15 protein-coding genes are annotated in these 12,564 nt (G+C 45.4%); 8 read left to right on the top strand and 7 right to left on the bottom strand.

The genetic code is table 11. The features are described 5' to 3' along the window. Positions 1-2 precede the first annotated feature (2 nt). Together dcd and H1D31_RS08825 are read left to right on the top strand one after the other, a co-directional pair. Positions 3-599, top strand: a complete 597-nt coding sequence (gene dcd, locus H1D31_RS08830; RefSeq protein ID WP_008949292.1) for a dCTP deaminase — start codon at positions 3-5, stop codon at positions 597-599. 201 nt (positions 600-800) lie between these two features. Next, positions 801-1,376: a glutathione S-transferase family protein gene (locus H1D31_RS08825; protein ID WP_261257824.1), complete on the top strand. Its 576-nt coding sequence runs from the start codon at positions 801-803 to the stop codon at positions 1,374-1,376. Positions 1,377-1,418: 42 nt separating this feature from the next. On the opposite strand, the gene hepT is transcribed toward H1D31_RS08825, so the two are convergent. The 4 genes from hepT to H1D31_RS08805 all read right to left on the bottom strand — a co-directional run bounded on the left by hepT (position 1,419) and on the right by H1D31_RS08805 (position 3,664). After that, entirely contained in the window at positions 1,419-1,850 is a 432-nt protein-coding gene (hepT, locus tag H1D31_RS08820) for a type VII toxin-antitoxin system HepT family RNase toxin (protein WP_065955096.1), read from the bottom strand. Then, positions 1,840-2,238, bottom strand: coding sequence for a type VII toxin-antitoxin system MntA family adenylyltransferase antitoxin (gene mntA, locus H1D31_RS08815; protein ID WP_261257822.1), 399 nt, complete (start codon positions 2,236-2,238; stop codon positions 1,840-1,842). The genes hepT and mntA overlap by 11 nt, the downstream gene beginning before the upstream one ends. A 100-nt stretch (positions 2,239-2,338) precedes the next feature. After that, complete coding sequence (locus tag H1D31_RS08810; protein ID WP_261257819.1) at positions 2,339-2,890, bottom strand: YaeQ family protein; 552 nt, start codon at positions 2,888-2,890, stop codon at positions 2,339-2,341. Between the two features lie 81 nt (positions 2,891-2,971). Beyond that, complete coding sequence (locus tag H1D31_RS08805; RefSeq protein ID WP_261257816.1) at positions 2,972-3,664, bottom strand: superoxide dismutase; 693 nt, start codon at positions 3,662-3,664, stop codon at positions 2,972-2,974. A gap of 1,230 nt (positions 3,665-4,894) precedes the next feature. On the opposite strand from H1D31_RS08805, the gene H1D31_RS08800 reads away from it, so the two are divergent. Then, positions 4,895-5,569, top strand: coding sequence for a response regulator transcription factor (locus tag H1D31_RS08800; protein WP_261257813.1), 675 nt, complete (start codon positions 4,895-4,897; stop codon positions 5,567-5,569). Beyond that, entirely contained in the window at positions 5,566-6,894 is a 1,329-nt protein-coding gene (locus tag H1D31_RS08795; RefSeq protein WP_261257812.1) for a sensor histidine kinase, read from the top strand. The genes H1D31_RS08800 and H1D31_RS08795 overlap by 4 nt, the downstream gene beginning before the upstream one ends. 134 nt (positions 6,895-7,028) lie before the next feature. Here H1D31_RS08795 and H1D31_RS08790 read toward each other — a convergent pair whose 3' ends face one another. Continuing rightward, positions 7,029-7,430, bottom strand: a complete 402-nt coding sequence (locus H1D31_RS08790; RefSeq protein WP_261257810.1) for a RidA family protein — start codon at positions 7,428-7,430, stop codon at positions 7,029-7,031. A 187-nt stretch (positions 7,431-7,617) separates the two neighbouring features. On the opposite strand from H1D31_RS08790, the gene H1D31_RS08785 reads away from it, so the two are divergent. From H1D31_RS08785 to H1D31_RS08775, 3 genes are all read left to right on the top strand, one after another. Further along, positions 7,618-8,199 carry a TetR/AcrR family transcriptional regulator gene (locus tag H1D31_RS08785; RefSeq protein ID WP_261257807.1) on the top strand — a complete coding sequence of 194 codons (582 nt, stop codon included), beginning with the start codon at positions 7,618-7,620 and terminating at the stop codon, positions 8,197-8,199. A 171-nt stretch (positions 8,200-8,370) separates the two neighbouring features. Beyond that, entirely contained in the window at positions 8,371-8,967 is a 597-nt protein-coding gene (locus H1D31_RS08780) for a CGNR zinc finger domain-containing protein (protein ID WP_261257804.1), read from the top strand. Between the two features lie 150 nt (positions 8,968-9,117). Next, positions 9,118-10,068 carry an alpha/beta fold hydrolase gene (locus H1D31_RS08775; protein ID WP_261257802.1) on the top strand — a complete coding sequence of 317 codons (951 nt, stop codon included), beginning with the start codon at positions 9,118-9,120 and terminating at the stop codon, positions 10,066-10,068. A 190-nt stretch (positions 10,069-10,258) separates the two neighbouring features. On the opposite strand, the gene H1D31_RS08770 is transcribed toward H1D31_RS08775, so the two are convergent. Beyond that, positions 10,259-10,720 (bottom strand): nuclear transport factor 2 family protein, encoded by a 462-nt coding sequence (locus H1D31_RS08770; protein ID WP_261257801.1) that lies wholly within the window; start codon positions 10,718-10,720, stop codon positions 10,259-10,261. Positions 10,721-10,734: 14 nt separating this feature from the next. Next, the gene (locus H1D31_RS08765) at positions 10,735-11,478 is read right to left on the bottom strand and encodes an SDR family oxidoreductase (RefSeq protein ID WP_261257800.1); all 744 of its coding nucleotides are present in this window, start codon (positions 11,476-11,478) and stop codon (positions 10,735-10,737) included. Between the two features lie 260 nt (positions 11,479-11,738). On the opposite strand from H1D31_RS08765, the gene H1D31_RS08760 reads away from it, so the two are divergent. Next, complete coding sequence (locus tag H1D31_RS08760) at positions 11,739-12,545, top strand: AraC family transcriptional regulator (RefSeq protein WP_261257798.1); 807 nt, start codon at positions 11,739-11,741, stop codon at positions 12,543-12,545. Positions 12,546-12,564: the final 19 nt, after the last annotated feature.

The raw sequence follows: 12,564 nt of genomic DNA, 5'->3' as shown, positions 1-12,564 counted from the left end.
TAATGAGATTATGTGACCGCGATATAGCGGCCTATCTGGCCGAGGGAAAAATCCGCATCAGTCCGGCACCGGATGCCGAAATGATTAGTGGCGTCAGTGTTGATATTCGGCTTGGCCATAAATTTCGGGTATTTCAGGCGCATACCGCGCCCTTTATCGATTTGAGTGGCCCCCGTGCTGAAGTCGATGCCGCCTTAAATGCGGTAATGAGCGATGAAATTGTACTGGAGGACGATGGTGTCTTTATTTTGCACCCGGCCGAGCTGGCACTGGGTATTACGCTGGAGTCGGTAACGCTGCCGGCGGATATCGTCGGCTGGCTGGATGGGCGCTCTTCCTTAGCCCGTTTAGGCTTAATGGTGCATGTGACCGCGCATCGCATTGATCCGGGCTGGTCGGGCAATATCGTACTGGAGTTTTTTAATAGTGGTAAGTTGCCGCTGGCGCTTCGACCCAATATGAAAATTGGCGCCCTGAATTTTGAATTGATGACGGGTCCGGCGGATAAGCCTTATAACAAGCGCAGCGATGCCAAATATAAAGAGCAGAGCGGGGCAGTAGCCAGTCGTATTAGTCAGGATGATAAGACAGCGTTATAACAATCGACTGCGTTAAAAAGAAAAAGCCCACGCAAAAACGTGGGCAGCAAGCTTATATAAAGCAAAATGAAGCGGGATGATTATGCAATAAAGCTGCATAGCTTGGCAATGCCGCTGGCAGCTTTTTTCCATCTTTAGTTGGTTTGTCCGTAACAGACCGGCATTTTGTTAGCACACTTTGATAGCGAGGGAGATATAGCGATGCAATTATATGGTTCACAGACTTCACCCTATGTCCGGCGGATCCGGCTGTTGCTGGCCGATACGGCGCATCAGTTTATCAATATGAATATTTTTGCCGAGGCTGATCGGCAAAAGTTATTGGCGCTGAACCCAACGCTAAAGATCCCGATGTTGCAGGATAACGACGAGATTATCTTCGATTCGAATGTGGTCTACCGTTATCTGGCGGCGAAAATGGGCCTGGCAGCATTAAGTTGGTATCAGGAAAATCAACTCACGTTGATTAATGCAGTCAATGATTCGCTGGTCTCGCTATTTTTATGTACCCGCAGCGGTCTGAATACCAATGAAGATCGGCTGTTCTTTAATGCGCAGAAAGAGCGTATTGCCGCCTCAATGTTTGTGCTGGAGCAGCAGGCCGCCAATCAGGAATTTGCCAACTGGCAATATCCGGCGATGGCATTGTATTGCTTACTGGACTGGGTGATATTCCGCGAATTGTTGGATCTGGAAGATTATCCGGCCTTACTGGCCTTTCATGCAGCCAATCAGCAACAGGCCGGCGCCGCAGTATCGGATCCGCGGCTGGCCTGAGTCAGAGGATAACGATATTCGGTGTATGCGTTCACAATAGCATTATCGTAAAAATCGGATTGCTTTGTCACAAAAGTCTGCAAGGGTGTTATAACGCCCTTGCGCGACAATCAAACGCACAATGTTGACATCAATATTTAAGTAATCGTGTACTAATCCGTTTCGCATACCAATAATCTGGCGCCATTCTGACAACTCGTCAGCCGTAATCATGCCGTGCTGATGCAGCTGTGAGAAAGTTTGATAGGCGTCGACAGAACTGTGTTGCTGATATCTTTTTAGACAATGCTTGGCCAGGCCAATACTCAATTCTGTTAGCAGTTGTAATAAACGTTCTATAGCTAGGTAGTCACGCCGGCGTAGTTCCCCCAAGGCTAAGTCTGCACGCAATTCATCTAATTGTTGGCAGTAGTCTTGTTTATGTTTGGCGGCTTCAGTTAAATAAAGCTTTAAGCCGGCATCTTCAAACCTCATGACTTGCTTCTCTTTGTTGATACTCAAATAAGCTATTAATCCGCGTTATTTCTTGCCATGCTCTTGCACTACCATCGCTATATATCAGTTGTCCGGTATCAATAATCTGATACGCCAGATAAATCGGCGCCTGGTTGATATCGACGATAGATATTTTGGCCTCAGGCAGGGCGAGCTCTGCGGCCCAATCAAGTGCCAGACAGTGGGGACGATTGTAGCGCGCTAAGTTATCGAGTGCGAAATCATTAAAGGCAACAGCGAGATCATAATCACTGTCTGGCCTGGCTCTTCCTTGTACTCTTGAGCCATATAACCAGATAGCCCCAATATCCGCGTTTTGTTTTGCGAGCTGCGTAATCCGAGATATTGTCGGCTCAGAGTTAGTCATCAGTCTGAATAAAATAAGTTTTGATATAACAAGAGCGTATCAGAATAACAGGGTTATCGCCAGTTAGCTCACAGTTGCATATTCAGGAAAAACACCGGGCTTAGCGGCTGGCGGCTTTTAACAGCACAGGCTCAATCAGCACACTCTGGCTGTCATCCGATAGCCAGATTTGGCCTTCGCTGATATTACATTGCAGGTTCATACTGCGCTGTACCAAAGTTGCCATCTGCTGCACGCCTTGCTCCGGAATGTCCCAAATTGATAGTTGCTGATAGCGGCTAAGCGCACTCTGATTCGCCTGCCACCAAATCGGTACCACCCGGCCACCATAGCAATATAGATGCACCTGCTTTGCCCGGCTACAGGCCTTTTTCAGCCATTTTTCATCGGCCTGACCAAATTCGACCCAGAGGTTAACGGTACCATCCAGCGCCAGATCCCAGAGCTCTGCCTCGTCGCTTTCACTGCTTAGCCCCTTGGTAAATTGCAGGGTGTCATTGGCATTCAGCGCAAAGGCCAGTAAGCGCACCATCATACGCTCGTTATTTTCCGACGGGTGCTGTGCCAGCGTCAGGCTGTGGTCTGCATAATAATGCCGATCCATATTAGCAATTTGCAGCTGGACTTTGTAAACAGTGGCTTTAAGTGCCATCAGATGCTCTTTTAGTCAGATACGAAAAGGCCGCAGTGTACAAAGCACGGCGGCCTTTGGCAATGCAACTTTGCTTGGCTGTTACTTAGTGCTGGCTTGCTCGAACAACTGATTCACTTTATGCCAGTTAACTAACTGCCACCAGGCCTGACTGTAATCACCACGGCGATTCTGATAGGCCAGGTAATAGGCATGCTCCCAAACATCCAGCGCCAGAATCGGCGCGCCGCGCTCCTCAACGACATCCATCAGCGGGTTGTCCTGATTTGCGGTTGACGTTACCTGTAACTTACCGTCTTTATTCACAATTACCCAGGCCCAACCCGAACCAAAGCGGCTGGCCGCTGCCTGATTAAAGGCCGTTTTCATTGCATCCAGTGAACCAAAGTCACGTTCAATCGCTGCAGTTAAGGCAACTGAAGGTGCGCCGCCCTGACCAACTGGCGCCATTAACTGCCAAAACAGCTGATGATTATAATGCCCGCCACCATTATTACGCACTGCTGCATTAAAGGATGACATCTGCTGCATCATTTGCTCTAGGCTCAACTCTGTCAGCTTTGGAAAATTTTCGATCTGCGCATTCAGGTTATTCACATACGCCAGATGATGGCGGCCATGGTGAATTTCCATAGTCTTAGCATCAATTATCGGCTCCAGCGCATTGGCCGCATAAGGCAGTGGTGCCTGAGTAAAAGGGGCAGCAAAGGCGGATAACGAGGCCAATAATAAGACAGCGGTGCCGACGGATTGCAGCAGGGTAGATTTCAACATACAGACTCCTTGAAAGAAAAAAGGCGAACAAATAGTCATTAAAGCGATTCAGACCCTGCTCAACTCGTTGAGTTCACGAAAAAATACGCTTAAGCATGATATTAGGCTCAGTTTTACAACCACTTTTGGTTAGGTTTTTATTTATAACCAAAAGTGTTTTTTTGTGTGACGTGTAACCGCATTTGGATGCTCGATATTGAATATCATGCAACTTAGACCCTTATGCCGCCTTTTTTTACCGTGTTCACAGGCGACTTTATGAGTTCACGCCATGTAGCGAGTGAACAGTACAACACCATAGTGCACAAACTAGAGTAGTCTTAGTAATTAGTTTATTGCTGGCAAAGCCAGTCACACCTAAGCAAACTAATTAACAATTAGCTCAGGCCGGCGGACATTTGATAGGCATTGCCGAGCATTTATCGGCTCACCCCAACAAACGACTTCAGATAATCAGATACAGACCATGTTCACGCAATGTTCGTGCTTTATCCTTGCTGCGTTGCGATAAGCGACAAGTGAATAGAGAAGGAGAAATTATGCGAAATTTGAACGCGCGGGCTTGGATGAGGTCAGGTTCAATACTGATCGGATTGCTGACAGTCATTACCCTTAGCGCTTGTCAGTCAACGCAGGAGCGTGAGCGTCTTGCCAGGCAAAATGATAGCCAGACTTGTATTGAATTTGGAACAACTCCGGGCTCAATAGAATTTGCAGAGTGTATGTTGAAGCAGCAAGATCGCCGCGACAACGCTGCCCTCAAAGCGGCTGAGATGCAACGGGCTTTGTCAGAAACAACGCGGAATAATACAGAAACAGTGCGACGTCTTGGCTGTGAGCGAGAGGCCGAGAAAGAGCGGAAACGGGGCGAAAAGCCACGGGACTGCAGATAGTATAATGCTGTTACTGATGTAGCGCGTTTGCACGACTCATTACAAATCGTGCTAAACCGCAAAGTTAGGCCGCTGTGATAGTTTGACTTAATTTTGTCATCGACAATAAAGGTCTTGATACAGCGGTCTGACTGAGCTAGTGCTCGAATACATCCTACATATGTTAAAATCCCGGAAGTCATCACGATACGATATAACGTAATATTTTCGTAAAAATCATGTCTGAAGATATAACTCAAACCTATTCTTACCATGCTGGTTTTACGCCAGGTTGGTGCGCTCCTGGATAATAAATGCACTTATATTCAGTGTTTTAATGGATTTCTGCACACAGTAAATGAAAATTTTATTAATAGAAGATGAGGTTAGCTTAGCTCACACTTTGCGAAGCGTTCTTGAACGAGAGCGCTTTGTTGTTGACCATGTCACAGAAATAAAGCTGGCACGTGAAGTGCTGCGGCTTGGATTCTACGAGCTTATTCTGCTTGATCGCACCTTACCCGATGGTGATGGACTTGTATTGGTATCAGAAATACGGTCAAGTCATCCTGGCATACCAATTATTGTGTTAAGTGCGAGAGGTGATATTGCCGAGCGTATCGAGGGGTTAGACAAAGGTGCAGATGATTACCTTGTAAAACCTTTTGCATTGGACGAGATGCTTGCGCGTATCCGAGCGGTGCGAAGACGACCAAATATTCAAGAAAATGCCGAAATCCGTGCCGGCCGACTCGTGTTTGACTTATCGAGTGACGAGGCAATAGTAGATGGTCAAATATTGCAACTTACCCGTCGTGAGCTACGTGTGCTATCCGCGCTGATGAAGCGTCGCGGTCGAGTGCTACTTCGGGAATCATTAGAGCAGGCGGTGTACCGCCTTGACGACTATGTGCAATCCAACACTCTTGATTCTCATATATCAAGATTAAGACGCAAGCTTGCCGACGCTAACGCCGGTATTGAAATACATTCAATTCGGGGTGTTGGGTATTTTCTGAGAGCCGAGATATGAAAGACAAAACGGTTTCTTTGAAAAGAACGCTAATAACACTCCCGCTGTTCTTCCAGCTTACTGTTCTTTTGGTGTTTTTCGTAGCTCTTATGTCTTACGCGGTACGTTTAGACAGTGGTGGTAGTTACACAGATGAGTCTATTACTCCGGTCATTGCACGCGCAATCGTCCGTATGGCGGATGGAAACCTGGGAATCCGAATCACACCTGAATTGAAAAAGCTGATCAGCGAAACGCCAACACTATGGTTTGTTGTAGAAGATGAAGTGGGTCGTTACGCGGAATTTGGTAAGGTTCCGGCTGAATATGCATCGTTGCGCGGTATGCTGCATAAATTGTCTTATGCGCAAATTCGGGATCGTTCATCACCATACCGTTTATCTGCCGTTATCAGGCAAGAGCAATCGCAAATTGGCGTTCTCACTATTCTGGGACATGGTAAACTGAATCAAGTGAGTCTGATTCTGCTATTTGCCTCGAGCGCCTTTCTTCTACCAATTTTTGTTGTGTTTACGCTAATTTCGCTTCTGTTAACGCCTTTTCTGGTCAGGCGGGCGCTGTCTGGCGTCTCTGCTATCGCCATACAAGCTCAGCAAATTGACATTACGCAGCGGGGGAGTCGTCTTGGTGAACAGCAGGTACCAGTTGAGATCCTGCCGTTTGTTCGTGCAGTAAACGGTGCCTTGCAAAGGTTTGATGACAGTTATGACAGCCAAAAACGCTTTATTACCTCAGCCGCACATGAGCTGCGTACGCCTATTGCAATACTACGTGCAAAGCTAGAGTGCTCGGACAATCAGGCTAGCCGGGAATTTATTCTTGACGTTGACAGACTCGCTAATATTGCTGAGCAATTATTAGATCTCCGGCGTTTGGACATGGTTAATTCACGGGAAGTCATTTACCTGACTGAATTAGCGCTTGATGTTGCTGCAGATATTGCGCCATTACTCGTTGAGCTTGGTTGCTCGGTAGAGCTCATAATATCAACTCATTGCTCCATCAGGGGCGACTCAGGTGCTATTGAACGAGTAATCACAAACCTTATTCAGAATGCAGTCCAGCATGGCGGAAGGCATGTGATAATTAGAATAATTGAAAATGGTTTTGAAGTTGATGATGACGGTCCCGGAATTCCAAAGGAAGAAAGATCGCGTGTATTCGAGCCTTTCCATCGTTTAAAACCAAGAAATACCGGCAGCGGTCTGGGGCTTAATCTTGTTCAGGAAATTGTTCGAAAACACCAGGGTGATGTTTCAATTCATACCTCCCTGCGAGGTGGGGCGATTTTCCGCGTAGCGTTTTTAAAAGAGGTTTGTATTTAACAATTTAAGGAAAGGATATTGCTACTGCAAGCCTCTGATATATTTGCTTTCATATATTAGATTATAAACGAGTAAACGGGCTACACGCCCGTTAAACCGATATGGGATGGTAACATCGAGTTCATATTTCAACATCAGCCATTGTGCGGAATTCGTGCGATAACTTTTATCTCAAAATCAAAGCCCGATAACCAGGTAACGCCAACTGCAGTCCAGTTTGGGTAGGGGGCGTGAGGAAATAGTTGTTGCTTTACAGCCATAATTGATTCGAACTGATTTTGAGGGTCAGTATGGAATGTGGTGACATCGATAATATCTTCCAGTGAGCAACCCGCTGCGCTCAACACACTTTGCAGATTATCAAAAGCTAACTCAACCTGACGTTTAAAATCAGGTTCCGGCGTGCCATCTGGCAAGCTTCCAACTTGTCCGGACACAAAGAGTAGATCGCCCGATTTAATTGCAGCTGAATAGCCATGTTGTTCGTACAGAGCATGCTTCCCTTCAGGGATGATTACTTTGCGCTTTTTTGTCATTTATTTTTCCACATCTAAATTTTGTCGGTAACGGGCTGTGCTGTTCATTCACTAAAGGTCCCATTAATAAAGTACTATACGGTCCCTGTATGTCCGTTTAATATACACGGCGTATACAGAATATTGATATACGCGACGTATGTCAAAGTGTTTGATACGCGGCTTATGCGAGTTTGATGGGGTAATTGTGAATAAACGTTTGAAATCAATGGCAGAAAACCGCGAAAAATTAATTTCTGCCGCCCGAGTCGCTTTCGCTAAAGATGGATACGGTAACTCCTCTATGGACGACATAACCGGCAGTGTCGGCTTGACCCGGGGGGCGCTGTACCATAATTTTGGTGATAAACGCGGATTGTTAGCGGCTGTTGTTGAACAAATAGACACAGAAATGGCTGTTTATGCGCAACAAGCCCGCTTAGCGGCGGGAGATGATTGGCATGGTCTGCTTGCTGAAGGTGCGGCCTATATTGAGCTCGCCCTTGATCCTGAGGTGCAGCGTATAGTGCTTCGTGATGGTCCCGCTGTGTTGGGCGATCCCACGCAATGGCCAAGTCAGAGTAGTTGTCTGGAGTCGACCAAAGTCACTGTTGAGCGGCTAATTGCCAAGGGCATAGTAAAAGACATTGATGCGGAGGCAGCTGCCCGTCTAATCAATGGCGCAGCGCTTAACGCATCACTCTGGGTGGCTGCAAGTGCAAATCCACAAGATGTGTTACCAAAAGCGCTTGCTGCGTTTTTTGCGTTAGCGACCGGACTGCTTAGATAGATGCTATTGGTATCGCAACCATTATTTTGAACTGACAAAAGTTAATTGTTTCAGTGATTTGTTGTATGTGATAATCAATCTTTCAACCTGTATTATTCGTATTTAGTGGTTACTTGATGTGGCTTGGATGTAGTATCAGTAACTTCCCAACGTCTCTTCAAAAGGTTACTTATGCCGATATCTAACATTTCTCATGATAAAAGCGCGCTCCCGTTCATAACGCTTGGTGATCATTTAGCTATGGATTTGCTAAATACTGAAGCTCGAAATGGTGAAAGCATGGTTGACTACTGGACCAGTGATGCAGATGTGCTGAAATGGCTGCAACAACATGAAGTTTGGCCTGTCGCGGAGCCGAGTGTATTTGCTGTCGGTGAGTTACTCTCGCAAGCTAAAGCATTACGAAGTGTTGCGCTTCGGCTGATTACTGCGTTTAAGCAAGAAAAACTTCAAGACATCAGTGAGCTGAATGTGTTCCTGCATGCCTACACTAGCGCACCGCATTTAGTTTCAGATAACAATGGTAAATGGGTAATAACTCGTATTTCGGGCGCTAATACCGCCTTAGCTATGCTTGGGCCTGTTGCGCAGAGCGTGGCGATGTTATTGGTAGAGGGGGACGCAACTTTAGTTAAGCAATGTGAGCATCCAGATTGCATTCTGTGGTTTTATGACCGGACTAAGGCGCATAAACGTCGCTGGTGTAGTATGGCGACGTGTGGCAATCGGTTTAAAGCAGCACAGTTTAGGAAAAGAAATAGCAAATAAGCGGCAAGGCAATACATAAAGACGGCATTCATTACAACGCTCACTACTAATAACAGACTCATTACAAAGTAACCTATAAATTGCTTGTTGACAGGTTACCTTTGTTGTCGTAACCTTTAAAAGTAATTTTTATTGGTTATGAGGTTATTTGTGAAATCTAAAGTAATTCCAGCGATGTTATTGTCATCTACAATGGTGAGCTCAGCGGTATTGGCTGAACATAGCAACAAAGTCATTGGGCAGAAGGTGCGTTTTCACTATGAACAAGTTGAAAACGTTAATATGTTTTATAGGGAGGTTGGAAATAAGGATTTACCCACCATTCTGCTGCTACATGGATATGCGGCTTCTTCTTTTATGTGGCGTGATGTCATTGATGCGTTAGCTGACGAGTACCATGTTATCGCTATAGATCTGCCGGCTTTTGGGTTTACCCAGTCGCCAGCGAGAGAAGACTACGAGTACACCTTTGCTAACCTTGCAAATACCGTCGATAAATTTATCAAACAAAAGGGAATTAACTCTTTTGCTATCGCCGTTCACGATTATGGCGCACCTGTGGGATGGCGTTTAGCACTCAAAAACCCTGGTAAGGTAACAGCGATCATCTCTCAAAATGGCAATGCTTATGAAGAGGGATTGGCTGATGGCTGGGAGCCTATTATAAAATATTGGCAAGACCCATCTGCCAAAAACAGAGCCGCCTTGAGTGATTTCCCAACTCCTGAATCAATTAAGTGGCAATACATTGAAGGCGTGCCAGATTTGCAAAAAGTCTCGCCCGATGGTTACACCCTGGAAGGACTACAGGTATCAAAAGCTGGCATGGCAGAAATTCAGCTAGATTTGCTACTTGATTACAAATCTAACGTCGAGCAGTATCCGCAGTATCAGGCCTATTTCCGAAAATACCAACCGCCACTGCTCGCCGTGTGGGGAAAGAACGATCCTTTTTTCTCACCCGCAGGCGCGCAAGCATGGAAGAGAGATATTCCTAAGGCTGAAATTCATTTCTTTGATACAGGGCATTTTGCATTAGAAACCCACCAATCAGAGATAATTCCAGTAATTAAAGATTTTCTTCGCCGTAATGTGAAATAGCGAGATTACAGCAATGAAGGGAGAGGTTTTCACTTCATTACTGTTTTCCATAAAAGCGATTTTCAGAAGCTCAGTGGCATGACCAAATCTGTTGGTTGTATTGAATGATAAGAGACTCGAGAAAGGTATCTCTGTATGTTATAAAGCCTGATCTGTCAGGCTTTATAACTTGTCAGATTTAAACTTAAAACTAAATAGCCATCGACATTACATCGTCGTAAGCGTTTAAATCAAGCACTGCCCGGACTCTGATGACCCGGTCTTGATACATCGTAAAAAACCAAGCATAGCTATTTCGATAAACATTACCGTTTATCAAGGTTGCTTCCGCTTCAAACAGTATGATCACCTCATCTCCGGTTTGATAAATATCATGGACTTTAGGTTTCAGTGGTGTGAGCAAGCGCTTATTAAAAGGGGCAATAACTAACTGCCGTAACTCAGCTAAATTATAGGTTCTGGCAGACTGAGTTGGTCCTAAAATCGTCCATGTAGCATTTTCGGCTAGTAGCTCAAATGGCGAGCCAGTACCCAGCCGCCATTGATCAAAAACATGTTCAACCATCTTTTTATGATCCAGCGTATCAGCCATAACCTGAGTACTGCATAGGAGTGCCACAATAAACAAAGCTCTGATGTAAAATTTATCCATTGTCCGAACTCCTGCTAAAATGCATGCCCAACACTGCTAACAGAACGAATGACAATTTCACTTGCTTCAACATCTTCAGGTTGAGAAATCGCATATAACACGGCATTGGCGACTGCTTCGGCGCTTAGTGACATAGTACGAAGTTGTCCTACAAGCGTTGCCGCTGCCTCATCAGTAATGTCATGGCCAAGTTCAGTAGTAGTTACCCCCGGAGAGAGCACTGTAACTCGAATGTTGCTGCACTCCTGACGCAAACCTTCACTGATAGCCCATACTGCGTATTTACTCGCGCAGTACACGCCACAAGAGGGGCCAACGGCATAGGCTCCGGTGGACGCTGTGTTGATTATCTGCCCCCGGCCTTGTTGTTCCATCACGGGAAGTACCGCAGCGATGCCGTTTAAAACACCTTTAATGTTAATATCGATAATGCGATTCCACTCCTCAGTTTTAAGTGCGTTCATGGGTGATAATGGCATAACGCCAGCATTATTGAATAAGACATCGATATGACCGAACGCAGTTTGAGCCGTATTCACAAAGGCCTTTAGCTGTTCGGCATCTACAACATCCAGCTCTTGATAGACAGCATGTCCACCGGCTTGTCTAATCTCCTGGACTATAGATTCAAGACGCTCAGTGCGACGCGCGCCAAGCACAACCTTGGCACCATGTTTTGCTAATAACCTGGCAGTAGCTTCACCAATTCCACTGCTTGCGCCTGTGATTAAAACTACTTTGTTCAGTATGTTTGGCATTTTGCTATCCTCTTATCAAATGGCGTCAAATCGACCCTCTAGATAGTAGGAACTTAACCAGCGATTGGGGATGCAAAGATCTACGAGATGATTGCCTAATTCTACAATTTGCTAGAGCCAGAAAATATTCAAGCCTATAATCAAATTACCTTTAAAATTGCGGTTAATGCAAAGTGAAAGAGAGCCAACGCATATAACTTGCTGAATTAATTAATAAATTCTCGGCTGGTAATGGTATTCACGCTACAACTATAGCAGGGTTGAATTGCATAAAGCTCAATGTGGTTGACGAAAATTTACCTAGCGTTTATTGCCCATCTTTATGTGTAATTGTTCAGGGCAAAAAACGGGTGTTACTGGAGAATGAGATTTTTCAATATCAGCCGTCTGAGTATCTGGTTGCATCTGTGGATTTACCATTAATAGGGCAGGTGATTGAGGCGACAGAACAGAGCCCCTATTTGTGCATGCAATTAGAACTTGATCTACACGAATTGGCCGAGCTAACGGTACGGAGCAATAAATTTAGCGAGATGCGTAAGTCGATACAGCGCGGTATTTTTATCGGTGATGTCGATGACTCGCTTGCAGACAGTGTGGTAAGACTGGTTCGATTATTGGAAACGCCTCAAGATATCGAGGTGTTAGCACCCCTTGTTAAACGAGAGATCTATTACCGGCTGTTAAATGGCCAGTTCGGAGGCAATATTGCAGCGGTAGCCCAATTTGGTAGCCAAATGCAACGAATTTCAGCTGCTATTAAAATCCTGAAAAGCAATTTTAATTCCAGGATAAATATCGAAGAGTTGGCAGCTCAAGTAGGGATGAGTATTTCTTCTTTTCATTCACATTTCAAAGCCGTTACTGCTATGACACCTTTACAATATCAAAAGCGTTTCAGGCTTATTGAAGCGCGCAAAATTATGATGACAGTTCGTCAAGACGCTGCGCGTACGGCATATCAGGTAGGTTATGAGAGTCCTTCACAATTCAGTCGCGAATATGCACGTCTATTCGGCAAACCCCCAGTTCGTGATATTGATTCTATTTACTGGAAATACTCCTGAGCTTCCCAGACTGTAGTTC

This window comes from Alishewanella sp. BS5-314 (assembly GCF_025377695.1).
Taxonomy (GTDB): domain Bacteria; phylum Pseudomonadota; class Gammaproteobacteria; order Enterobacterales; family Alteromonadaceae; genus Alishewanella; species Alishewanella aestuarii.
The sequence above is the reverse complement of the archived record's forward strand: the minus strand, read 5'-3'. Positions and strand labels throughout refer to the sequence as shown.

What these genes read in the sequence shown, in the direction of transcription:
- hepT (WP_065955096.1), bottom strand. Translation starts at nt 1,850, where the DNA reads ATGAGGTTTGAAGATGCCGGCTTAAAGCTTTATTTAACTGAAGCCGCC.
- H1D31_RS08810 (WP_261257819.1), bottom strand. Translation starts at nt 2,890, where the DNA reads ATGGCACTTAAAGCCACTGTTTACAAAGTCCAGCTGCAAATTGCTAAT.
- H1D31_RS08765 (WP_261257800.1), bottom strand. Translation starts at nt 11,478, where the DNA reads ATGCCAAACATACTGAACAAAGTAGTTTTAATCACAGGCGCAAGCAGT.
- H1D31_RS08770 (WP_261257801.1), bottom strand. Translation starts at nt 10,720, where the DNA reads ATGGATAAATTTTACATCAGAGCTTTGTTTATTGTGGCACTCCTATGC.
- H1D31_RS08805 (WP_261257816.1), bottom strand. Translation starts at nt 3,664, where the DNA reads ATGTTGAAATCTACCCTGCTGCAATCCGTCGGCACCGCTGTCTTATTA.
- H1D31_RS08790 (WP_261257810.1), bottom strand. Translation starts at nt 7,430, where the DNA reads ATGACAAAAAAGCGCAAAGTAATCATCCCTGAAGGGAAGCATGCTCTG.
- mntA (WP_261257822.1), bottom strand. Translation starts at nt 2,238, where the DNA reads ATGACTAACTCTGAGCCGACAATATCTCGGATTACGCAGCTCGCAAAA.
- H1D31_RS08795 (WP_261257812.1), top strand. Translation starts at nt 5,566, where the DNA reads ATGAAAGACAAAACGGTTTCTTTGAAAAGAACGCTAATAACACTCCCG.
- dcd (WP_008949292.1), top strand. Translation starts at nt 3, where the DNA reads ATGAGATTATGTGACCGCGATATAGCGGCCTATCTGGCCGAGGGAAAA.
- H1D31_RS08780 (WP_261257804.1), top strand. Translation starts at nt 8,371, where the DNA reads ATGCCGATATCTAACATTTCTCATGATAAAAGCGCGCTCCCGTTCATA.
- H1D31_RS08800 (WP_261257813.1), top strand. Translation starts at nt 4,895, where the DNA reads ATGAAAATTTTATTAATAGAAGATGAGGTTAGCTTAGCTCACACTTTG.
- H1D31_RS08825 (WP_261257824.1), top strand. Translation starts at nt 801, where the DNA reads ATGCAATTATATGGTTCACAGACTTCACCCTATGTCCGGCGGATCCGG.